General features: G+C 43.6%; 23 protein-coding genes. 8 read left to right on the plus strand and 15 right to left on the minus strand.

Features of this window, described 5'->3' with window-relative positions:
- Window positions 1-92: 92 nt before the first annotated feature.
- Entirely contained in the window at window positions 93-755 is a 663-nt protein-coding gene (locus ICN35_RS10670) for a hypothetical protein (protein ID WP_216127506.1), read from the minus strand.
- Between the two features lie 165 nt (window positions 756-920).
- A complete protein-coding gene (locus ICN35_RS10675) occupies window positions 921-1,280 on the minus strand; it encodes a hypothetical protein (protein ID WP_216127507.1) in 360 nt (119 codons plus the stop codon).
- A gap of 107 nt (window positions 1,281-1,387) precedes the next feature.
- Here ICN35_RS10675 and ICN35_RS10680 point away from each other — a divergent pair, with 107 nt between their 5' ends.
- Window positions 1,388-1,714, plus strand: a complete 327-nt coding sequence (locus tag ICN35_RS10680) for a hypothetical protein (protein WP_112294526.1) — start codon at window positions 1,388-1,390, stop codon at window positions 1,712-1,714.
- A 277-nt stretch (window positions 1,715-1,991) separates the two neighbouring features.
- Window positions 1,992-2,243: a helix-turn-helix transcriptional regulator gene (locus ICN35_RS10685; protein ID WP_216127508.1), complete on the plus strand. Its 252-nt coding sequence runs from the start codon at window positions 1,992-1,994 to the stop codon at window positions 2,241-2,243.
- A gap of 184 nt (window positions 2,244-2,427) precedes the next feature.
- Here ICN35_RS10685 and ICN35_RS10690 read toward each other — a convergent pair whose 3' ends face one another.
- The 12 genes from ICN35_RS10690 to ICN35_RS10745 form a co-directional block, all read right to left on the minus strand.
- Window positions 2,428-2,718 carry a hypothetical protein gene (locus ICN35_RS10690; RefSeq protein ID WP_088526004.1) on the minus strand — a complete coding sequence of 97 codons (291 nt, stop codon included), beginning with the start codon at window positions 2,716-2,718 and terminating at the stop codon, window positions 2,428-2,430.
- A gap of 60 nt (window positions 2,719-2,778) precedes the next feature.
- Window positions 2,779-3,669, minus strand: a complete 891-nt coding sequence (motD, locus tag ICN35_RS10695) for a flagellar motor protein MotD (protein WP_216127523.1) — start codon at window positions 3,667-3,669, stop codon at window positions 2,779-2,781.
- Window positions 3,653-4,393: a flagellar motor protein gene (locus ICN35_RS10700; protein ID WP_088526002.1), complete on the minus strand. Its 741-nt coding sequence runs from the start codon at window positions 4,391-4,393 to the stop codon at window positions 3,653-3,655. The genes motD and ICN35_RS10700 overlap by 17 nt, the downstream gene beginning before the upstream one ends.
- Complete coding sequence (locus ICN35_RS10705) at window positions 4,375-5,109, minus strand: RNA polymerase sigma factor FliA (protein ID WP_216127509.1); 735 nt, start codon at window positions 5,107-5,109, stop codon at window positions 4,375-4,377. The genes ICN35_RS10700 and ICN35_RS10705 overlap by 19 nt, the downstream gene beginning before the upstream one ends.
- 4 nt (window positions 5,110-5,113) lie before the next feature.
- On the minus strand, window positions 5,114-5,650 hold the full coding sequence (locus tag ICN35_RS10710) for a hypothetical protein (protein WP_215320222.1): 537 nt from the start codon (window positions 5,648-5,650) through the stop codon (window positions 5,114-5,116).
- The gene (gene flhF, locus ICN35_RS10715; RefSeq protein WP_216127510.1) at window positions 5,643-6,950 is read right to left on the minus strand and encodes a flagellar biosynthesis protein FlhF; all 1,308 of its coding nucleotides are present in this window, start codon (window positions 6,948-6,950) and stop codon (window positions 5,643-5,645) included. Before flhF ends, ICN35_RS10710 begins: the two co-directional genes overlap by 8 nt.
- Window positions 6,947-9,025, minus strand: a complete 2,079-nt coding sequence (gene flhA, locus ICN35_RS10720; RefSeq protein WP_216127512.1) for a flagellar biosynthesis protein FlhA — start codon at window positions 9,023-9,025, stop codon at window positions 6,947-6,949. Before flhA ends, flhF begins: the two co-directional genes overlap by 4 nt.
- Window positions 9,022-10,182: a flagellar biosynthesis protein FlhB gene (gene flhB / locus ICN35_RS10725; protein ID WP_216127513.1), complete on the minus strand. Its 1,161-nt coding sequence runs from the start codon at window positions 10,180-10,182 to the stop codon at window positions 9,022-9,024. Before flhB ends, flhA begins: the two co-directional genes overlap by 4 nt.
- A gap of 189 nt (window positions 10,183-10,371) precedes the next feature.
- The gene (locus tag ICN35_RS10730; protein ID WP_216127515.1) at window positions 10,372-12,291 is read right to left on the minus strand and encodes a Tar ligand binding domain-containing protein; all 1,920 of its coding nucleotides are present in this window, start codon (window positions 12,289-12,291) and stop codon (window positions 10,372-10,374) included.
- Window positions 12,292-12,381: 90 nt separating this feature from the next.
- Window positions 12,382-13,347 (minus strand): flagellar motor protein MotB, encoded by a 966-nt coding sequence (gene motB, locus ICN35_RS10735; protein WP_216127516.1) that lies wholly within the window; start codon window positions 13,345-13,347, stop codon window positions 12,382-12,384.
- Between the two features lie 3 nt (window positions 13,348-13,350).
- Window positions 13,351-14,214 (minus strand): flagellar motor stator protein MotA, encoded by an 864-nt coding sequence (gene motA, locus ICN35_RS10740; RefSeq protein ID WP_088525993.1) that lies wholly within the window; start codon window positions 14,212-14,214, stop codon window positions 13,351-13,353.
- A 94-nt stretch (window positions 14,215-14,308) separates the two neighbouring features.
- Entirely contained in the window at window positions 14,309-15,121 is an 813-nt protein-coding gene (locus ICN35_RS10745; RefSeq protein WP_216127517.1) for a bifunctional 2-polyprenyl-6-hydroxyphenol methylase/3-demethylubiquinol 3-O-methyltransferase UbiG, read from the minus strand.
- A 175-nt stretch (window positions 15,122-15,296) separates the two neighbouring features.
- On the opposite strand from ICN35_RS10745, the gene ICN35_RS10750 reads away from it, so the two are divergent.
- Genes ICN35_RS10750 through ICN35_RS10760 form a run of 3 tightly spaced genes read left to right on the plus strand, consistent with a single transcriptional unit; the run spans window position 15,297 to window position 16,857 of the window.
- Entirely contained in the window at window positions 15,297-15,551 is a 255-nt protein-coding gene (locus ICN35_RS10750) for a hypothetical protein (RefSeq protein ID WP_088525991.1), read from the plus strand.
- Complete coding sequence (locus ICN35_RS10755) at window positions 15,548-16,207, plus strand: FlgO family outer membrane protein (protein ID WP_216127518.1); 660 nt, start codon at window positions 15,548-15,550, stop codon at window positions 16,205-16,207. The genes ICN35_RS10750 and ICN35_RS10755 overlap by 4 nt, the downstream gene beginning before the upstream one ends.
- A 53-nt stretch (window positions 16,208-16,260) precedes the next feature.
- Window positions 16,261-16,857: a FlgO family outer membrane protein gene (locus ICN35_RS10760; RefSeq protein ID WP_216127519.1), complete on the plus strand. Its 597-nt coding sequence runs from the start codon at window positions 16,261-16,263 to the stop codon at window positions 16,855-16,857.
- Between the two features lie 4 nt (window positions 16,858-16,861).
- Here ICN35_RS10760 and ICN35_RS10765 read toward each other — a convergent pair whose 3' ends face one another.
- Entirely contained in the window at window positions 16,862-18,121 is a 1,260-nt protein-coding gene (locus tag ICN35_RS10765) for a response regulator (RefSeq protein ID WP_216127520.1), read from the minus strand.
- Window positions 18,122-18,520: 399 nt separating this feature from the next.
- On the opposite strand from ICN35_RS10765, the gene flhD reads away from it, so the two are divergent.
- The 3 genes from flhD to ICN35_RS10780 all read left to right on the plus strand — a co-directional run.
- Window positions 18,521-18,853 carry a flagellar transcriptional regulator FlhD gene (gene flhD / locus ICN35_RS10770; protein WP_088525987.1) on the plus strand — a complete coding sequence of 111 codons (333 nt, stop codon included), beginning with the start codon at window positions 18,521-18,523 and terminating at the stop codon, window positions 18,851-18,853.
- Between the two features lie 37 nt (window positions 18,854-18,890).
- Window positions 18,891-19,454, plus strand: coding sequence for a flagellar transcriptional regulator FlhC (gene flhC, locus ICN35_RS10775; RefSeq protein ID WP_088525986.1), 564 nt, complete (start codon window positions 18,891-18,893; stop codon window positions 19,452-19,454).
- A 184-nt stretch (window positions 19,455-19,638) separates the two neighbouring features.
- A partial coding sequence (locus ICN35_RS10780; protein WP_216127521.1) for a hypothetical protein occupies window positions 19,639-22,384 on the plus strand: 2,746 nt, incomplete at its 3' end.

A 22,384-nucleotide genomic window follows, 5' to 3' on the forward strand; every position in this document is an offset into this window, starting at 1 on the left:
ACGATCTGCCTCTTGCAATATCCGAACAATCTGTTCGTCTGAAAACCGTACTCTCTTCATACCTGCTCCTTAGGTTGAAGGAGTCATTATCTCTAAAAGCTTTTGGTCTGAAAATCCCAGGACAGGTCAGGATTTCTAACTGATTTACTTATTAATGTTAATCCAGGCTCATTAGAGAGTATATCCATTTCTAGGTTTTCAAATTCACATAGATTGTCATTTATAAAATCGACTAAATATACTGCATTTGTGGAGTGTCCAAACCATAAAATTCTAGGCGGAGTACTACAGTGTGGCCGTGCTGTAGTAATTTCAATTTCTATTGGATCATCTATTGTATAAATTTCTTTATTAGTGGAATGTACCTTCAGTGCTAAATAATCAGAAGAGGTAATTATTATCTTTATGAATCGTAATGCTTTCCTGTAAAAATGGCCCATTACCGTTTCGAATTCTAAGTGATTATCTGTATAGTCGAGCGCTATTACACAAGATTTATTGAGTTTTTCTAGCTGCTGTAGCCATAATAGGTCCCTTCCAACTTGACTGCAATCACCGCCTATTTTTCCAATAATTAATAAAGAGGTTTGTTGGGGGATGATGTCGCCGAATGTGACTGTAACTTTATTGCCTATTCCTAAAATAGAGTGCACAGCAATTGCTGCCCTCATTCTTACGCTTGCAAGGTTTGAGTTTTCTAGATCTGAAATGCTGTTATATTTACCCGGTATGAGCCAGTGAAGATGCGCCGTCATATTTGCTTTTAAGATTCTTTATTATTCCAATTAATTAGGATTGACGATTGTTTAATTTGCTTACGTCAAATTAATTAATAGCCCTGCTAAGTTAAAAAAATCCATCTCCATGTAAATGTACGCTTAACAAAATATTCAAACTTGTTTTTCTATTGTAAGTTGTTCTCATTGCACCCACTCTTTGAGTGGCAGCAACTGCTCATCAATAAACGCTTCCAATATAAAACGGTCTGCGCCACCGAGATTGGGGTTGATATGCTTATACAAAAGAAAGGTAATCATTTGGATGGCATTTTTACGAAACTCATTCGGAAACATGACATTGACTTGCAGATTCGAGGCTGCCAAGACGCTTTTGGAGTCCAGGGACCTGAGCTCCGGAATCAGCGATTTTTGACCATCCATCATCTTTACCAAAGCAGCCTTGTATTCAGCCCCACTGCGCATCGCATCATTAAAAGCCTGGCATAAGAGGCGGGCAGCTCGTTTGTCGGCTACCCTGATTTTGGAGGCGCTGGTTTTCATGGGATTTGGGCTATAAAGTCCTGAGATACCGCTTCATTTTAGAAGATGTCATAATGCCATGACTATTCAGATGTAATGTATTCAAAACTATTAAAACTGGACCCTGTATGGCTGCTTTAACCGAATCCGAGCTCATTGAAAGATTATGCAGAACCTTTAACACCCAGTTTTCTGGTAACCGTAATGCCATGCAATCCCTGGCAACGACTATTGAAGTCTCAGAAAATTTACACCCTGGATTACGGGGTCTGAATGGCAAGAATTTTTTATCCTCATTCACAGATCGTATGAATGTTTGGCACCCAGATGAGGTGAGAGCACTCGTGATTGACATGTTGATTCATTTGGTCAAAGAGAAAATCACTACGGATTCATCAAAACAAGCCCTCAGCAGAGAAATTGACGGCTACTTATTGCCTATCAAATTTTGGTGATGTGAACAGGCTCATTGCAGTTATTCAGGATGAGTCTGGAAATGACCTCTTCATGAGACGCAAGATTGAGGGCTAGACTCTCAACAAACTGCATCTTGATGGCCATTATTAAATTGGTGAGTTATTCACTATTACTTAGTGGTGATATACAGTAATATTTCCCGATCGGGAATATATGCCTATATTTTAAGCAAATAATCTATAAATTTCCCGATCAGGAAATTATGTTGAAAAAAATAGGCATATTTGATTAAAATTTCCCGAACAGGAAATATTTATGAGCACATCCATTCAAAATTCAACAGATTTAGGTAGTCTGATCCGTGAAACTCGTAGGCGTTTGAAATTGACTCAACCACAATTGGCACTCGCCGCTAACGTGGGGGTAAGGTTCATCGTTGAACTGGAGGCGGGTAAACCTACGCTGAGATTGGAAAATATTCTCAGGGTATTACAAGCCTTGGGTGGTGTATTAATCGTAGAGGGCATGGACCCATTTATTGTAGACAAGCAAGAGGGTGCGCGCTAAATGGTTCGATATTTACCTTAATGGCTAGAATCAAAGAAGCTAAGCCTCTCTCTCAATCAAGCGCTTTGCTATCAGCGAGTAAGTACATGATGACTGGCGGAGATCAATTTTTGAAATGAGCAATTTTCTCTTGATTAAGCTAGTCGCCGATCAATTAGAAAGGCAAAGAACTTATAGTTCAGCTTTATTTTTTGATCGCCATTTCTTTCATTTTGTCCCGCATACCCTTTAGTTCAAACTCGACACTTTCTACGCGGGTGCTGACACTGACCACTTTTTCACGGGTTGATTCAAAGGCATCAATGGCGTTACGGGCTTCAGCCTGATTTTCCTCAATAATTCTAAATATAGTTTTGATTACTTTTTCTTGCTTATCAATCGCATCACTCAGCTTGACCACAAAAGCAGCAATACCGATCACCATGATGATCAAAATGACAAAGAGGAGGGGGCCGAGTAGATCGAGAAATGACATAGGGTGAGATTATAGCGTCAGTGTGTTTCTGCAGTTACAAATGATTCTTGCATCACTATTTTATTGACTCTTGGTTTCCATGGGCTGAGTCTGAGGAACTGTCGCTGGTTGGGCTAATTTATCAGGCGTAATATCTGAGCCTGGTTGTTGACCAGAATCACTTAATAACAAAATAGAGACCCTTCTATTTTTTGCTTTACCCGCCGCAGTGTCATTGGACTCTATTGGTCTGGATGAGCCAAATCCGGTTGCACTCAAGCGTGCCTCACTAATGCCTTTTTGATTCAAGATATTGAGAACAGTAGTCGCCCTGATGGCGGAGAGCTCCCAGTTAGAGTTGAAGGCTTTGGTATTGATGGGTTGGTTATCAGTGTGACCTTCAATATCAATCGCTTGATCACTTTTAGCCAGAATAGGGGCAATTTGCGCAAGCGTATTGAGCGCCGCAGGGCTAGTGACACTGGCTGAGCCAGGGCTAAATAAGTAGCTGTCAATGATGTCGATGCGTACGCCTTTAGAGGTTTGCATGACGCCAATCTTGCCATCTTCAATCAGCGGTTTTAAAGCCGTAGTCAGGTCTTTTTCAACCCGATTCATCTTCTCCCGCTTGATAAAAGCCATGTCACGTTTGAGTCTAATGAGACCCAGGGGGTCAATCAAGATAGGGCTTGATTCAGTTTGAGTCCCTGCGATCTCTCCACTAGGCTTTATTTTGGTATTGATTTTGCTATCACCCTCAGTCGTTTGTACTGGCGCAAAAGCCGATATCAGTGAATTGGACAAGGCATCGTACTTTTTCTCATTAATGCTTGAACTAGCGTACATCACCACAAAAAAGGCAAAGAGCAGGGTGATGAAATCGGCGTAGGATACCAACCAGCGATCATGGTGTTCGTGATCTTCTGGGCGTTTACGTCGCTTTAAGGGAGGATTTTTAAAGGAGGTATCCAGACAAACGGTCCTCTATCACCTTGGTATGTTCGCCATAAGCAATCGATGCTAAGGACTCAACTAACATCTCGTATTTTGAGACCTCAAGTTGCAATAGGGTTTTGAGTTTATTAGCAATCGGAATGAACACCAGGTTAGCTAAGCCCACACCGTAAATCGTTGATACGAAGGCGATTGCAATGCCGCTACCCAGCAATGTCGGATCAGATAGGTTTTCCATCACATGGATCAAGCCCATCACTGCTGCCAAAATACCAATCGTGGGAGCATAACCACCCGCAGAATCCCAAATCTTGATCGCATTACGCTCATGTAGTTCATATTGATAAATATCATTGGCGCCAATTTCTTTAATGGTTTGCGGTGGGGCGCCATCAATAGCTAAACGGAGAATCTTTTTCACAAAAGGATCGGGCGTCTCAACCATAAAGTTTTCTAACTTTAAGACACCTTCTTTTCTGACTACCATGCTCCAGTGAGAAATTTCCATTGCCAAAGCAGTGCGCTGATCAATAGGCTCTACAAAGACATATTTGAGTTTGGCAATGCCACTACGAAAATTAACGGGGCGACTTTGCAGTAAGACCGCACCAAAAGTGCCAAAGGTCACAATAAAAAAGGCTGAAGGCTGGAGTAGGGATCCAATTCTGCCACCATCAATCGATTGACCAATCAAAATACCAATGAGTGCAAGTGCAATACCGCCTAGGCTGGCCCAGTCCATAATTTCTCTTTTAAGGTTGCGCGTATCCGAGCGACTGCTTGGCTATGCATTTGGGAAACACGGGATTCAGTGACGCTCATGACAGCGCCAATTTCTTTTAAGTTGAGTTCTTGTTCGTAATACAAGCCCATCAACATTTTTTCTCGTTCTGGCAAGGCGTCAATCGACTGCTTCAGGGCTTCTTTAAAGTCTTTGGACAGTAAGCCATTAATGACATCACTTTTATTATTCTGAATAAAGCGATCTAAGAAGTGATCTTCTTCTTCGCCCTTATGGACATCTTCAAAATAAATGAGTTGATGACCACTACAGTCAGTCAACATCTGAAAGTAATCGGCAATATCAAGCTTGAGCTTTTTGGCAACTTCGCTTTCTGAAGGAGCTCTGCCAAGGGCTTGTTGCAAGCTAGCAATCGCTTTTTCAACATCGCGCATTTGTTTGCGAACATTGCGAGGCAACCAGTCCGCATTACGCAGTTCATCCATGATCGCCCCATGAATGCGCTGGGTCGCATAGGTCTTGAACTGGGCACCTTGATTATCTTGGTACTTACCGGCGGCATCTAATAGACCCATCATGCCCGCTTGGATCAAATCATCTGCTTCCACACTAGCCGGTAATTTGGCCTTGATCTGATAAGCCATCTTCTTGACCAGGTCGGCGTATTGATGGACCAGAGTTTCTTTCTGGTCTGTTTTTCCGTCGGCCTTGTACATGATCTTATTGAGTAGGGGCTATACCAAATTGGGTAGTAAAAATAGGGTCTCTAGTAATCATGCGTGTCACTACAGGGGATGAGTCCATGACGACTGGGCTTACCCAACTGTTGCTAAGTGTACTAAAACCCATGATCTCTAGTTGAATCTGTGAAAAAGCCCGACTGGCATGCTTGAGGTTGCGAAAGACGGTCTTCGCAGTCTCAGGATTTTGGGCGCTCACGATGATCCCAAAGACCCGGTTTTCAGGGCTTTTCGCCAATAATTTGATGATCCCAAAGGCACGCTTAATAGACTCTGAGCTTTGCGCCAACTTGAGTACGATTTCATGCTGGTTCAAGAGGGCTAGGGGCAGCTCTTGGGTGTGATCCAGACTCATATCGATAAAGTGGATATTGCTCCTATCGATTTCCTTGACCAAATCGGGCAATAGGTAACCTTTACCTTGAGCTAGCCTCGCACCCAAGCTTTTGATAGCACAAGCCTTGGTGGGCATCAAAATTCGTCTGAGGCCCTCTGCTTGATCGCGTGGATTAAGCATATTGTGCTTGCCCTAATGTCATTACGCTAGATTTGCTGAAAAAAGCGGGCAAGTCTTCTGGTCTGACAATCGAGAGGTGATCGCTGGAGTCTTCTTGTTTGAAGGCTTCTTCAATCAAAGCGATTTTATCTACCAGAGAAATGTCTTCTGGAACGCGCTGACCATTAGTGAGATAGAGTACTTTGAGCTTGTTTTGCAAGATGACATTGATCACACTTCCCAAGCCAATGGCTTCATCTGCCTTAGTGATGATGCAACCATCTAAACCTCTGCCAGCAAACGCCTTACTAACATTATTGAGGGTATCTAAGGTACCGCTGGCATTTAAGCAAATGATTTTTTTGATATCGCGTGATGCCTCGCAGAGCATATCGAGCTGACTGCTAACCATCTTATCCTTTTGGCTCAAACCTGCCATATCGATCAGAATGAGTTTCTTGTCTTGCAACTTCTCTAAAGTTTGTTGCAATTCTTGGGCATCTTTAGCGGCAAACACTTCTACACCCAAAATCTTGCCATAAATGCGTAATTGCTCATGGCCACCAATACGGTAGGTGTCGGTGCTCACTAAGGCAATGTCTTGGTTGCCATGTTTGAGGACAAAGCGTGAAGCAATTTTGGCGATCGTCGTGGTCTTACCAACGCCAGTAGGCCCAAGCAAAGCATAGATACCATGTTGATTCATGATCTCCGCTTCATTTTCTAGGACTTGCATATTCTTGGCGAGCAAGTTCATTGCCCAAGGTTTAGCTTCTTTAGCTGAAAAATCAGACGGTAGTTTGCTAATCACCCGTTTAGCTAAATCTAAATTAAAGCCAGCAGATAAAAACTGGCTCATCAAATCACGCTTATTTGGGCTGAACTCGAGGGTGCTATTAGAGAGGGTTTCTAACTGTGCCTGAAACTGGTTGCGCATCTCGCGCATCTCTTTGAGCATCCCTTGAATTTGTGGATGGTTGATGATCTCTACAGACTGCTCTTTAGGTGCCATGACTTCTTCATGAGAAGTAGTCAACTCCACAGGAGGGGGGGTCACCTTAGAGGTAGATCTACCATTAAGTAAATCAACGGTCTCTTGTACCTTTTTAGCTTGCAAGGCTTTTTCTGCCTTTTCCTTAGCACTGCTGACGCTGTCGAGTAGCTTGGAGCCTGGAAGGGTGATCGATTCACTGCGTGCCAAAATTTCGGTCCAGCCGTTAATCGAACGATTAGAAATAATGGTAGCATCTTCACCAAGCTCTTCTTTGACTTGCATCAAAGCCTGACGAGTCGTTTTGGCTAGAAATTTTTTCATGGTCATACTGAACCTCCAATTAAGTTGGCAACACGGATAGTTTTAGAATCAGGTAATTCTTCATGAGACAGCACACGTAAGTTAGGCGTGACTCTCTTCAAAAATTTGGCTAAGGTAGCGCGTAAGGGTGAAGCAACGAGCAATACCGGAGAATGTCCGTTTCTCTCTTGCTCTTTGGCAGCTTCATTCGCCTCATTGGCAAGGGTTTTGGCAATACCTGGCTCAATCGAGCTATTGTCACCAGAACCCGTGACTGCTTGCATCAATAAACGCTCAAGATTGTTCTCTAATGAAATCACTGACATCTCATTACTGTTAGGGAAGAGTTGCTGCGTAATCGCGCGACCCAATTTCACTCTGACTTTGGCAGTCAGATCAGCGGGATCTTGAGTGTGGGGTGCGTATTCAATCAGCGTTTCCATAATGGTGCGCATATCGCGGATCGTGACACCTTCAGCCAAGAGGTTTTGCAGTACTTTTTGCACTACTGAGATGGTGAGTAATTTTGGAATCAGGTCTTCAACCAATTTAGGCGACTCTTTGCCGAGTAAGGTCACTAATTGTTGAACCTCTTGATGACCTAATAGCTCTGAAGCATGCATGCCCACCACATGATTTAGGTGAGTAGCAATTACGGTGCTGGCGTCTACAACGGTATAGCCTTTACTTTGTGCTTCTTCGCGTAGTGAGTGATCAATCCAAGTAGCTGGTAAATCGAAAGCAGGGTCTGAAGTGACGGGACCAGGTAATTCACCGGTGACATTGCCAGGGTTGATCGCTAAGAACTGACCGTAGTGAGATTCGCCTTTAGCAATTTCAACGCCCTTGAGTTTGATGACATAGGCGGAAGGCTTGAGATCTAGGTTGTCACAAATATGCACAGGCGGGGTTAAGAAACCCACATCTTGAGCAAACTTTTTACGCAAGGCCTTGATCCGTTTAATCAAATCGCCACCATGGCGTGCATCGACTAGCGGCACTAAGCGAAAGCCGACTTCAAGACCCAAAGCATCAACTGGCATAACATCATCCCAAGTCGCATCGATAGACTCTTGCGCCACTTCTTCGCTGGCTTTTGTCTCTGACTCCAGCAGTTTTTTGGTTTGACTTTTCAATGAGTAAGCAATACCGCCAAGGGTGGCTGCAAGCAATAGGAATGCCAAATTGGGCATACCAGGAATGAGACCCATGCCGCCAATAATGATGGCAGTGATATTGAGAACCTTGGGATTAGTAAAGAGTTGCTTGGTCAACTGCGTACCAATATCTTGATTATTGGCTACACGCGATACCACAATACCAGCAGCAACAGAAATAATGAGCGATGGAATTTGCGCGACTAAGCCATCACCAATGGCTAGCAGAGTGTAATTTTTTACCGCATCACTAAAGCTCAAATCATGCTGGAGCATGCCGACAATCAGGCCGCCCAAAATATTAATGACGATGACGAGGATGCCCGCAATCGCATCACCACGCACATATTTAGAGGCACCATCCATAGCACCATAAAACTCTGCTTCTTGACCAATTTCAGCGCGGCGACTGCGGGCTTCATCTTGGCCAATTAAGCCTGCATTGAGATCAGCATCAATCGCCATTTGCTTACCTGGCATTGCATCTAAAGTAAAACGAGCACCCACTTCAGCAATACGACCAGCACCTTTGGTAACCACCGTAAAGTTAATGATGGTCAAAATAATGAAGACCACAATACCAACGGCGTAATTACCACCAATTAGGAAGTGGCCAAAAGCTTCGATCACCTTACCAGCCGCTGCAGGACCGGTATGACCTTCCGTTAATACTAAGCGGGTAGAAGCCACGTTCAAGCTCAGGCGTAACATGGTGGTGATTAAGAGTACTGTTGGAAAGGCTAAAAAATCCAAAGGCTTGGAAGTTTGTAGGCCAATCATCAATACCAAAATAGACAAGGCAATATTGAAGGTGAATAAGAGATCTAAGCCAATTGCCGGTATCGGCAAAATCATCATGGCTAGCAACAACACAATGATGATAGGACCTGCAACCGTCTTGCTGTTGAGGCTCTTAAGAGAGTCTAAAAATTGTGTGAAGTTCATGATGCAAGCTCAAGTTGCTTACTGCTAGATAAAGGATCTAATTCATCGGGCACAACAATGTTGTGCGGTTGAGTTGGGTAAGCACCGCTGCGACCATTGAAGTTCTTGACCTGGAATACAAAGGCCAAAATCTCAGCAACCGCGAGGTATAAGGATTCTGGAATTTCTGCATCAAGCTCCGTATTAGCGTAAATCGCACGCGCAAGCTTAGGTGATTCCAGGATCAAAATTTCATGTTCTTTGGCAATCTCCCGAATCCGTAGCGCTAAGGTATCCGTACCCTTTGCTAACAGCATTGGTGCTCGCATATCACCTTCTTTATATTGAATGGCAACCGAGTAGTGCGTAGGGTTGGTGATAATCACATCTGCTTTTTGCACATTGGACATCATGCGGCGGCGTGACATCTCTCTTTGTTGTTGACGAATCTTGGCTTTGATTTCGGGGTTACCGTTACCTTCTTTAGATTCTTGTTTTAATTCTTGACGGCTCATCTTGTGTTTCTCAGCGTAGCTATATAGCTGATATGGCACGTCGACCAAAGCAATGGCTACCAAAGCACCCACAATAAAAATAAATGACTGCACCAGAAATAAACCGGTCTTTGCTAAACCGACCTCTACTGGAATGAGTGAGAGGGTGATCAGCTCTGCAAAATCAGCAGCAATAACGTAATAGGCCACTATGCCAATGAGCGTTGCCTTGGCGATAGATTTAAACAGTTCTACTAAAGAATTTTTTGAAAAGAGATTGCCCATACCTTTGATGGGATCCAGTCTTTCAAAGTTAGGAACCAATAAGTTGGTACTGAAGTTCCAGCCGCCCACCAATACTGGCGCTGCTAAAGCGGCAATGGTTAAAGCAAAGCCTAATGGAGCAAAGGCAATCAATAGGTCGATGATTTGATCAGATAAGCGCCCAAGACCTGCTTCATTGTTAAACGCTAGTCTGCTATCAAAGGTCAGACCACTACTTAAGAGATCTTTAAGGGAGGCGTTTAGGTGCGACCCTAAGCCCCAGATAGATAGTCCGGCAGTAAACAGCAAGACGCAAGTCGCCAATTCCCTTGAGCGAGGAACGTCACCCTCTTCGTACGCTTTTTCTAGTCGCGTCGACGAGGCCTGTTCTGATTTTTCTAAATCGCTTTCTTCTGCCACCGCTACACCTTAAAAAGGATTAATTTGCTGATAAATGATTTTCAGCGAGCGGGGTGTAAATGAATTGCTGGAAAAGGAGGGTGAACCCCCCTTAATTCAAGCTTCTAAAACTGGGATTATTAGCAATAGATAGCTAAAAACACCGGTTTTAGTCAGATTTTTGGGTAAAAAACTTACCCAAATTTGGGCTTAAAACAGCTTCCAGTCAGGGTCTTTTTCAGCTGGGTTTGCTGGGGGAATTTCAGCTTCTGGACTCTTTGGAGTATCAGGCGAAACGTTATTCAAAGGGGCATTTTGAGGCTCTGAAACCGTTAATTGACCAAAAGTTTGGGCTAGGGTGTTGGCGTGTTGCAAGAGCGCCTCGCCACTATGGACCGTATCTTTCATGGTTTCTACATTTTTCTGGGCAATTTTTTCTACCTGAGATACGGCGCTGTTCACTTCATAGAGGTTCAAGCTCTGATCTAAAGAGGCGGTCGTGATGTTGGCGCTCATATCGGCGACATATTGTGTGGAGCTAGCAATACGCTCGACCACCTTATGAATACTATCCATTTTTTCAGCAGGAATTCCTGACTGAGCTACTTCAGCAGTGAGGGTATTCGCCATCTCAGAGGTAGAAACTGCCATGAGACGAGCCTGTTTGGCGTTTTCAGCGTTTTGTTTTGTGCTATCACCCAAGCTTTGCATCTTGAGATTAGAGCTTTGCAAGACCTGAGCTTGCTCTTCGGCGCCCTTGATGAGGCTTGTATGGTAAAGCGTTAACTCTTTAGCCAACTTTTGAATCTCAACCCCTTGACCTTTAGCAAAGCTACTGAGCTCTTCTATCTTATCTAGGAGTTGATTCATGGTTTTATTGAGTAAATTAACTTCTTCCAGTTCGCTATCAACCGCAAGACGTTTACTCAAATCATGATTTTGTAGCGCTGCGGGAATAGCTTGAGCTTGTGTTAAGGCTTTTTGGAGAGCTTGTTGCACACTACGTTGCGCAGACTCAGAGACTTGACCCTTTTGCATTGCCAGGTCAATAGTCGTATTGAGTTCTTGCGCGAATTCATAAAAAGCACCACGATGCTGATCAGCATCTCGGCGACCCAATAACTTTCCATCTTGCATGGCGGCATTCAAAATGCTGGTATCGAGCATGAACTGCTTCCATTCACCCTGAATCGCTTTAATGGCTGCCATCGCACTGCTATGGTCACCTGCGCTCAATGTAATGCGGTAATCCAATTGACCACTAGCGATATAGCCTGCAGCTTTAGTTAATTCTTCAGGACTAGCGCCTAAGCTGTGTTTCAGAGTTCTTGAGATCAGGAGTGCCAAGCTGAGCATGATCAGCATGCCAACAGTAATGATCATCAACTTATCAGTAGGCATGCCATTAACAGAGGATGGCACATTTGACTTAACTGAAGAGGCTTCACTTGACGTATTTGTTATTTCAACTACTGGAACTGAAGGTGCTGCAGGCGCAACTTCTGTCACACTTTTCTTTTGTAAGGCAATGAGTTTTGTACTCGCTTGGGCTTTGATGAGCGCATCTACATCAGCCATCACTTGTGTTTGCATGCCTTGGGTGCGGGCGAGCAGGGCGCTGGCTTGCGATAAGTAGTTCACTTGCAAAAGGTCCACAGTCGGCTTGATCGATTGGTTAACCAGTTTGTCAAAATCGCTTGTAAATTGTGTTGCTAATGTTTTTTCTTCAGCGCTTAAAGGACTCGCTAAATAAGATTGCCAAATAGCATTCATATCGGCGAGATCTTGAGTAACACGGTCCGCTAAATTGCGCACTTCTTCTGAGACAGGATCAGGTGCTTTTTTTTCTGCATAAGCAGTATTTAAAAAGATGCGATTTTGTGCAATTAACTCTTTGAGCTTATTTAAATCGACAGGTGCCGGAGCCTCATCTTTTGGTGAGTCAGGAGTTGTGTTTTTAGCGGAAGTAGAGCTTGCAGACTTACCAGAGATTTTGAACTCCGGTGCCCAGCTTTGGGTATTGAGCAAAAGCAGACCCGCCATCAAGAGCGCGGTCAATAACATGCCGATTAAGCCAACTTTGACTGGCAAGTAAGGGAGCTTAGGGAGACCGGTCTTTAGTGTCATCATGATCTACATTATTACAAATAGGCGAAAGGGTAAATGCTTTTAATAGTGTATAGAGTAGAGGCGATAGGTATCACTGATTAGGGCTCAGCATTACGGCTTAGCGGCGGGCTTAACATCAGGCTTAGTGTCTGTTGCCTTAACTGCGGCTGCCTTTGCATCAGGAGCCCCTGCTTGAATGCCTTTTTGAACTGATTCGGCATTACCTGCCTCAATAGACATATTTTTCTCAATGCGTTCTTGAGCTTTTTTGTTCATCACAATAATCGAGATGCGGCGATTAATGGGGTTTAATGGGTCTGCCTTATCGTATAAAACAGCAGAAGATAGACCGATAACCTGCAATAGTTTGGTTTCATCCATGCCGCCATTCACTAACTCTCGTCTCGCAGCATTGGCGCGGTCTGCAGATAATTCCCAGTTGCTATAAGACTTTTCTTTATTAGGGAAAGGGTGTGCATCGGTATGGCCAGATAGGGTGAGTTTATTTTCAACACCATTCAATGACTTGCCAATGGCCTTCATAATATCGCGTGCATAAGACTGGAGCTCATCATCGGATAATGCAAACATCGGTCTCTTGAGGTTATCTACAATCTGAATTCGCAAACCATCGTCAGTAATGTCAATTAATACTTGTTGTTTATAGCTTTTAAGTTGAGGATTATCTTGAATGACAGATTCAACTTTGGTCTTCAGTTGCTTAAGACCTTCTTCATCCAGCATTTTTTGCGGAGATTTATCGCTGTTGTCATCCGCTTTAGAAACTTCACCATCTTTACGTGTGAGATCTTTACCGCCGCCAACAAAAATGCCGCTTGCTCCTGTAGTGCTAGGGCCGGTGGAGACAATTTTTTCAATTGGCATCTTAAAGTATTCAGAGATACCTTTTAAATCTTCTTTAGAGACTGAAGCTAGTAGCCACATCAATAGGAAGAAGGCCATCATGGCCGTTACGAAGTCTGCGTACGCAATCTTCCATGCACCTCCGTGATGTCCGCCAGCAACTTTTTTAACGCGTTTAACAACAATGAGCGGCTTTTCTTCTTTAGTAGCCATGGATTAACGCGTTTTGGCGCCCTTAATATATTCTTCGAGTTCAAGAAACTCAGGACGCTCAGTTGAATTTAATACCTTACGTCCAAACTCCACGGCAATTGTCGGCGCGTAACCATTTAGGCTCGCCAGCAAAATGATCTTAGCGGTTTGGAGCATCTTGGTGGATTCGTTAAGTTTTTGCTCAAGGATGGTAGAGAGTGGGCCCACGAAGCCATAGCAAAGCAAAATACCCAAGAAGGTTCCCACGAGAGCGTGTGCAATCATGACGCCCAGTTCATTGTTGGATACTTGACCAACAGATGACATGGTGTGAACCACGCCCATCACCGCAGCAACAATACCAAACGCTGGCATACCGTCAGCCATTTTTGCAATCGCATGACAGACTGCATGACCTTCATTGTGGTGAGTCTCGATATCGATATCCATCAAATTTTCAATTTGGAATGGCTCCATATTGCCGGAGAGCATCATGCGTAAGTAATCGCATAGAAAGTCCATCAAGTGATGGTCTTTCATAATCTTTGGATACTTGGTGAAGATCGCACTGTTCTCAGGATTTTCAACATCTTTTTCGATGGCCATCATGCCGTCTTTACGAATCTTGGTCAAAAACTCAAACATCATGGCTAGCAAATCTAAATAGAGGGCTTTGCTATAACTAGATGGAGCCAGCACAGTCGGTAGGGCTGCAACCGTTGCTTTAATGGTCTTCATGTCATTACCGACTAAAAAGGCACCAAATGCAGCGCCACCAATCATCAATAACTCGATCGGTTGAAGTAGAGCCGCAAGGTGACCGCCGGCCATCATAAATCCGCCGAAGACTGAGAAAATAACGACTACATAACCAATGATGACAAACACAAGAAGCCCCTTTTTGCCTGAATAACAGAAGAATACCTGTAATTACGACATTTAATTGCCTGAATAAAGCAAGATTATGGTGCCTGTCTTCCCGTTAAGCGGGGCGATATTGGCTCATTTTGTAGACGTAGCACTCCCGTTGATCTGAGCTAAAGATCAATTTTTGGGATTCTTGAATATTGGGCACGGGGAATTCATGACTCAGTAAGAGGCTTTCACCACCCATCTCTAGAAGGGCTTTTTGCCATAAATCGGGCATAGCGGCTGGCGAAAGGTAGGCAAAAATCAGATCATAGTTGGCAAAATTAATCTTTTCATAGTTACCAAGACGAAAGCGAGCCGGTGATCTGAGGAATTTGGACTGAATAACGCTCATCATCCAGGGTAAAGGGGCTATTTCAATGCCCTCAACACAAGATTCTGGCCGTAGCTGGGCCATACGAATTGCGAAATTACCTAGGCCGCTGCCAATTTCCAAAATTCTGAGCTTTTTACCCGGCAAAAGCTTAGAAATGGCATTCCAAACCTCGGGCTTGGAGGGGTAAAAGGGTACTTGAGTAATAAAAACCGACCAAAAAAGGGCTGCGGTGAGCAGAAAGCCGAGCAAAAAGTAGCCAGTCGGAATATCTAGTGCCAGCGCAACCCAAATAGCCAAGGGAAAAAGCAGGTGAATATAGCGCCACCAATGGGCCATTCGAAAGGTAATGCTTAAAAAATAGGCAATTATTCCTTGCGCTATTAAAAGAACTGCCAGATTTGGAAAGGCACTGGGTAAAAAGCCTGGGAAATGAAAGTCTAGTTGTATCGCAAGCCAACATAAGGCAGCCGCCAGAACAAAAGCGCAGCCTTGGACGATCAGGGCAATCAGCGCAGGCGGAACCTTGCCAAATAAAAAATGCTTTGCCATTAAATCGGTGACTTCTGAAAATTCATTTCACTAAATCCTCATCAATCGCAATTTTGAGCCGTAAAGGGAATATAGGAATCCACACAAGCGCGCCATATTAAGCAGTGCGGTGTCAAAACGTTTGTTGGTATTGAAGTATTCAAATGAAGCAGTGTCGAAGTTTTAGGCTAAGGATATGTTGCGTTTAAATTATCTTTCATTATTGATTGCGAGTCTTCTGATTTGTTCAGGATGCACTTCTGCGAGCTCGCCCTATGCAGTCAATTGTGATAATTGCAACTCACAGCCTTACTATTCAGTCATGATTATTCAGCCAGGAATGTCCAGTGATTTTCCGGTGAGTTATCGCGTTCGACTGCCTGATAGCGATACCAAGGTCAATAAGATGATGCCAACTGAGACCGTAAGTTCTAGATCGGTTGCGCAATGAAACTATTATTAAACATGCTCTCCGCCATGGGGTGTGGCACCTTTGCCTGTACTTTATTGACTGCATTCACTTGCCTCACTTCTGCTCATGCACAGACCCAGCCAGGTCAAGAAAAGACAGTTTCACCTTATCCGTTTCGCTATGAGCCCATTTCTTTAGTACCAAGCACTTCATCAACCGGGGCACTCAATACTGCTTCGATGTTTATTGCTGAGCAGCTTGAGCGCAATCTTTCTCCAGAGATGAGAAGCCGTGCCTTAGTAGTTACTGATTTTGTTGCTCTGAATACCTTGAATGAGACTTCTCAGTTGGGCCGTCTCTTAGCGCAAAACTTAATGCATGAAATGCAATTAAGAAATTGGTCCGTTACAGACATTACCTTCAGAAAAAATATTCTGATTGAAGCTAGCGGTGAGTTTTCTTTGAGTAGAGATGTCAAGCAACTCAAGCCACCAGTACAAACTGGCAGCATCATCACTGGTACTTATGTGAATACTGCTGAAGGTTTGATTTTGAACGTCAGAATGATTCAGGTGATCAGTGGCGCGGTAGTGTCTACAGCCCAAGTGAAGTTGCCTGCTGATCGTCTGATCTCGCATTTGTTGGATGGTCCTCCAAGACCGCCAACCATGACAGTCTTAAATCTCACTAATTAATCGTACTAGCATCCACTAGTAGAATACGACTTTTATTGATATTCTGAATCGATATGTCTATTCGTCCTGCCTCTCGCTTTATCTTCTTACCTCTAGCCGTTGTTTTGCTGAGCGTGCTTTTAGGTCTGACAGCGTGTGGCACTACCAGTCGCAGTGATGCGCAATGCCTCACGTTTGAAGATAAGTTGCAAGCAACCGATTTGACTGCGCTGGTATCCGGCATGGCAACCGAACTGAATACGGCGTTACCTAAGTTTGATCCTAATGGCCCAGATGAATACGGCGTATTGCTCGTTGCCGATTTTGTGAATGTCAATACTCTCAAAGCAGAACCGAATGTCTTGGTGATGAGCGAGATGATGCGTACTTATTTAGCGCGCATACCAGGCAAGAGGGTTGTGCAAGTTGAGTTTGGTAAAGATATTCGCATCAGTGATACGGGTATTGTGTCTTTGACTCGTAAGATTGGGCAGACTGGCAATACCAAGGTTGGCGCTAGCCAGGTGATTGTTGGAACTTATCTCAACATGCCTAATAAGCTGGTGATTAATGTCAAAGCCATTGACCCAAGCAATCAAATTATTAGTGCAGCGATTGTGCGCGAGTTGAACTACACGTGCAGCGGTGGCAAATTAAGACTAGATAAATAAGTCTCTAGTTCATCCAAAGAGCGAGTTGCTTGACTAGCTCTTGAGGGTCCACTGTTTTAGCAATACAGCCATTCATTCCATGATCAAGGCATTGCTGAGAGGTATCAGCGCATACCCTGGCACTCAGCCCAATAATTGGTAAATGCTGAAGATGTTCTTGTTGTCGAATGAGTTTGCATGCTTGCAAGCCATCCAATACAGGCATGTGAATATCCATCAACACCGCGTCGTATTGCTTGGTCTTGAGTAGCTCCAAAGCATCTTGACCATTGCTGGCCACGTCAATACTCGCCCCAAAAATTTCTAAAAATTCTTTGAGAGCCTCTTGTGCGATCACATTATCTTCAGTGAGAAGAATCATGCGATCTTGCAGTAGCTTATCTTGGAGATCTTGCTTGACAGTACTGCGCTCTGAGCGCGCTTCCGATTGATCAAGATATTGTTTTACTTTGATTCGCGTTGTCGTGAGCATCTCTAAAAAATGATGATAGTTCTCCATTTGGAGTTGACCAAGTCTTAAATCTGCCTCTAGAAATTCGGCGGCAGCAAAAACTGCTTCAGCACCAATCGTAGCTGCAGATCCTTTAAACCCATGAATGCGACTTTGTGCAGATTGGTAATCACTCATGGCAATTTCATTTTGAAGGCCCACACTGCAATCGCGGCAATCTAATGCAAAGAGATTTAGAAGTCTCTGGGTCAAAGAAATATCAGCCATCAAGAGGGCTAGTTTTTTGAAGTTAAATCCAGACAGTTCTTCTAGGGGGCCGTCGACAAGATCTTGATCGGGCGCCATGCTTGAATAGGAAGTATGCAAATCAGTATCGGAGACCTTCAATTGCGAAATCCAACTCACCAATGTTTGATATAGCTTGTCTGGGTCGATGGGTTTGCTAATAAAGTCATTCATCCCGTGTTCAAAGCATTGCTGAACTTCATCTGCAAATACCCCTGCACTGAGTCCAATGATGGGTAAGGACTTCAAATGTTCTTGCTCTCGAATTTGTTTACAGGCTTGCAAGCCATCTAGCACGGGCATCTGAATATCCATTAAGACTGCGTCGTATTGCTTGATCTTTAATAGCGCTAAGGCATCTTGGCCATTACTAGCGATATCAATACGAGCGCCCGCGCGCATTAAAAATTGCTTTATGACGGTTTGATTGATGAGGTTGTCCTCAACAATCAGGACTTGAGACCTTGCTAACACCAAATGGTGGTGATTTTTTAAATCCTCAGGAGAATTGGTGTTGTTTATAGTCACAACTTCACGCTTTATTTCCTGTGAATTGAGTGCGGTAAATCTGCTGATCTTGATTTACGGGCTGCAGAGCAGGGCAGTAGAGCAATGCACCCAAGTCTTTGTTGGCGGCTAAGTTTTGAATGCTTTGCGGCGTATGCAAAATCTAGTCTCCATGTGTGCTCTAGCTTGATGGCTCGGGCTTCTGCTGGCTATTTGAATAGCCATTCTTTTATCCATTTTCTAAGATCAAATGCACGACATTGCCGCTCATTAATCCCTACTCAAACTGGATTTTATACATATTTGTAAGTATTTTCCTTACTAAATTTGTAGCATTTATCTCATTTAGAAAAAAAATGGGTCGGGCAAACTACATCCATCGCGAAACTACTAAATCGCATAAATTAAGTGAGATAGAACATGCAACTGATTGATAAATCACAAGAAAGCATTATGACAGAAATTCGTGAAGCGAATCTGAATTATTTAATGCTGGCTCAACAGATGATTCAAGCAGACAAGGAGCAGGCTGTATTCCGCCTTGGCGTGAGCATGGATATCGCTGATTTAATTGGGGATTTAAGCAATTCTCAACTGATTAAGTTGGCCAGCTCCAACATGATGCTGATGCGCTTCCGCTTTGACGATGCTGCTATGTTGGGTATGCTGACCAAAAATACTAAGGGTTTATCCCAATCTATCGTCCACAGTTCTATTTTGATGGCCGGCCAAAAAGCCGAAGCCATTGCCTAAGTTCTGCAATATTCATAACGAAAGCGGAATTTAGATCATGAAAGTCAAAAGCATTGTTGGTGAAACTGAGCAGCTGCAATTAGCGATTCAGTTAATTAATTTGGGTGCGCGTTTACAGTTGTTGGAGTCACACACTTCTTTATCACGCGAGCGTTTGACTAAGCTTTATAAAGAATTAAAAGGAATCTCGCCTCCCAAAGGCATGTTGCCATTTTCAACCGATTGGTTCTTGACCTGGCAACCGAATATTCATTCTTCTTTATTTCTCAATATTTACAACTTCTTAAAAGAAAATACTGGTGTGACCGGTATTCAGGCTCTGATTAAGTCATATCAGCTCTACCTTGAGCAATATCACATCATTGAGCAGGCTGATGACCATCCGATCAGCGATGAGCCAGTCATTAGTTTGATTCGCGCATGGACACTGATTCGTTTTGTAGAGCAAAAACTTCTGAAAACTGAAACTTGTTCATGTTGTAAAGGCAAGTTTGTGGTTGATGTGTATGACCTCCACGAAGAGTACGAGTGCAATCTATGCAATGTGCCCTCCAGAGCAGGCAAGTACCAGAAGAACAAGAAGTATCTGTTGGCTGCTTAACTGAATAAGACAAGCTAATTCAATAGGCTTTGCCCAGCAGTAAAGCCCCATCAAAGCAGCATTTCTCAAAGAGTTTAGGAATTAAGGCTATTAAGTGCCTTTTTTCTAACCATTAAAAAAACAGTTATTAATTAATATGGCTTAGTTACCTAAGCCATTAATTTTATTGTGTTTTTTAGTTCGTATGAATAATTCGATCACAACCTTAGCATCAAGCCTGCAAAGTGCAGTCAATGATGTTCAGGCACGTCTTGAAGCGACGCATACGCAGATTGCTGATGGCAAGCAACCACTATCTAAGCAACAAGCTAGTGTCGTTGCTAAATTATCTAATCAGGCCACTAGCCAAGACGCTGTTCAAGGCAATATCACTAACGCCAACAACATCATCGATATTACGCAAACAGGCTTAAGTTCAATTTCATCGATTCTGGCGCAAATGCAGAGTTTGGCTACTCAAGTATCTAATGGCTTATTTAACTCAGTTGATCAGACCAATTTGTTTACTCAATTTGCTAGCCTCAATAGACAAATTGGGCAAATTGCTGCTACGACCAGTTTGAACGGCAATAATTTACTCACTGGTAATCAGACTTTATCGGTAGTCAGCGGCACCGATGGTGTGAATAACCAAACCACTTTAATTCAGGGCATTGATATCACCCGTTTGCAAACAGCTCTAAATGCGATTACTTTTGCAGTTGCTTCTCAAAATTTAACTCCCACTACGGTAGTAGATGGCGTACCTACTGTCAGCAATCCTACAAGTGCACAACAAACCATTAGCTTTAATGGCTTAGCTAATGGCGATAGTGCAACCATTGGTGGCTTAACATTTACTGCCAATGGGGACTTAACAGCAGCACAAGTGGCAACCGTTTTTGCTCAAAAAGTAAATACCCCTAGTGGCACCTCTGCATACGGTACTTTTACAAATAGCTTCACAGGCAGCTTTACTGCATCTGATAATGGCAGTGGCACGGTGATCTTCACTGGATCTATCACTGGACCACAGTCTATCTCTGTTAGCGGCAATATTGCTAGCGCTACATCCCCAATCACCAGCAGCAATATCACTAGCAATATCTCTGGGGTGACTTACGTAGCACCTACCAATGCGCAGCAAACTATCAGCTTTAATGGTTTAGCGAGAGGTGATAGTGCAACTGTAGGCGGTTTAACATTCACTGCCACTAGTGATTTAAGTGCAGCGCAAGTGGCAGCAGCCTTTGCGCAAAAAATCAATACCCCTAGTAGCACTCCAACAGGCGGCAACTTCACGAACAGTTTTATAGGTGGCTTTGACGCTACTGATCTTACCAATGGTTCAGTGAGATTTACGAGTAATCCTTTAGGCTATCGAGACCCAGTGTCAGTTAGCGGCAACATTACTAGCGCTACATCCCCAATCACCAGCAGCAATATCACTAGCAATATCTCTGGGGTGACTTATGTAGCGCCTACTAATGCGCAACAAACTATCCGTTTCAATGCGATGGCACCTGGTGATACTGCAACTGTTGGCGGTTTAAGGCTTACTGCTAATACTGGTTTAACTGCAGCGCAGGTAGCCACAATCTTTGCAACCAAAATAGGTTCTGGTACTAGTCCGAGTGGAAGTTTAGGATCATTTTCTAATAGCTTCATCGGTGGCTTTAATGCAGTCGATAATAGTAATGGCACCGTCACATTTAATGGTAATGCCGTGGGGCCGATGAGTGCAATAGTAGTAAGCGCAACAATTTCCACGGCTGTCAGACCTGCATTAAGTGCAAGTGATATAACAATAGTTAATGCTGGAGACCCTTCTTCAGCTGCGCAGTTTTCCGTTGTATTGCATTCTTTAGCAGCAGGTCAAAGCGCAACAGTTGGAGGCCTTACATTTACTGCAAGCTCAAATGTAACGGCTACTGAGGCTGCTGATATTTTTGCAGCCAAAATTAACTCAAATACAAATAGTTCATCAGGAACGTTCTTAAATACGTTCGCTGGTGGTTTTACTGCAGTGTCATCTGGGGTGGGGAATCTAGCTCTTACTGGAACTTCAGTTGGCGCAAGAACTCTTGATGTTAGTGGTAGAACAGTTGGTGTCACTATGCAGTCTTCTGATGTAACTGTTGTAGCATCCGGAGCTAGTTCAAGCCCCAGTTCTTATGAGACTCAGCAAATAACCTTGCATAATTTAGCTGCAGGAGACACCGCTACTATCGGCGGCTTAACATTTACTGCCGATACTAACGTTACTGCAGCTGATCTCGCACTTAAATTTTGGTCTAAGATAAATGGAATAACGGGACCATTTACAGGCGGAAGCTTCTCAAACAGTTTTACTGCAGCGTTTAACTCTCCTTACAACGCATCAGCCCTAAACTCTGGTTTACTGAACATCACAGCTAATAGCACGGGGCCCAAGACCCCCATACCGGTATCCGGAAGTTCTTTAAACTCATCCGATGTAACGACACCAACACCAGGTGTTACAGGTGCAGCGGGTTCTTCTTCTCAACAGAATATTCAATTTCATGACATGTTTACTGGTGAGACTGTCAGAGTTGATAATCTGACATTTACAGCTAATACGTTTGTGAATGCAACAACGGTGGCAAATAATTTCTCTGCGAGAATGACTAGTGGCTCTAGCTCGCCCACTGGAGGTTATTTTAGCGGTTCATATTCATCGACCTTTGCGCCTGGATCAATATCCAATGGTGCCTTATCAATCACTGGTACCTATAATGGTGTACAAGGCTCGATATATGTTACTGGTAGCACTAGCACTATCCCAAGTACTAGTGCCTATTTATCTTCTTCAAATGTCACTACGCAAGCTGCTGGTTCTAACGGCACACCAGGAGTTCTTGCTCTGCAGACGATTAGTCTGAATGCACTCAATAAAGGTGACACAGCAACAATTAGTGGCCTAACACTAA

Source organism: Polynucleobacter sp. es-GGE-1 (assembly GCF_018882005.1).
In the GTDB taxonomy this organism is placed as follows: Bacteria; Pseudomonadota; Gammaproteobacteria; order Burkholderiales; family Burkholderiaceae; genus Polynucleobacter.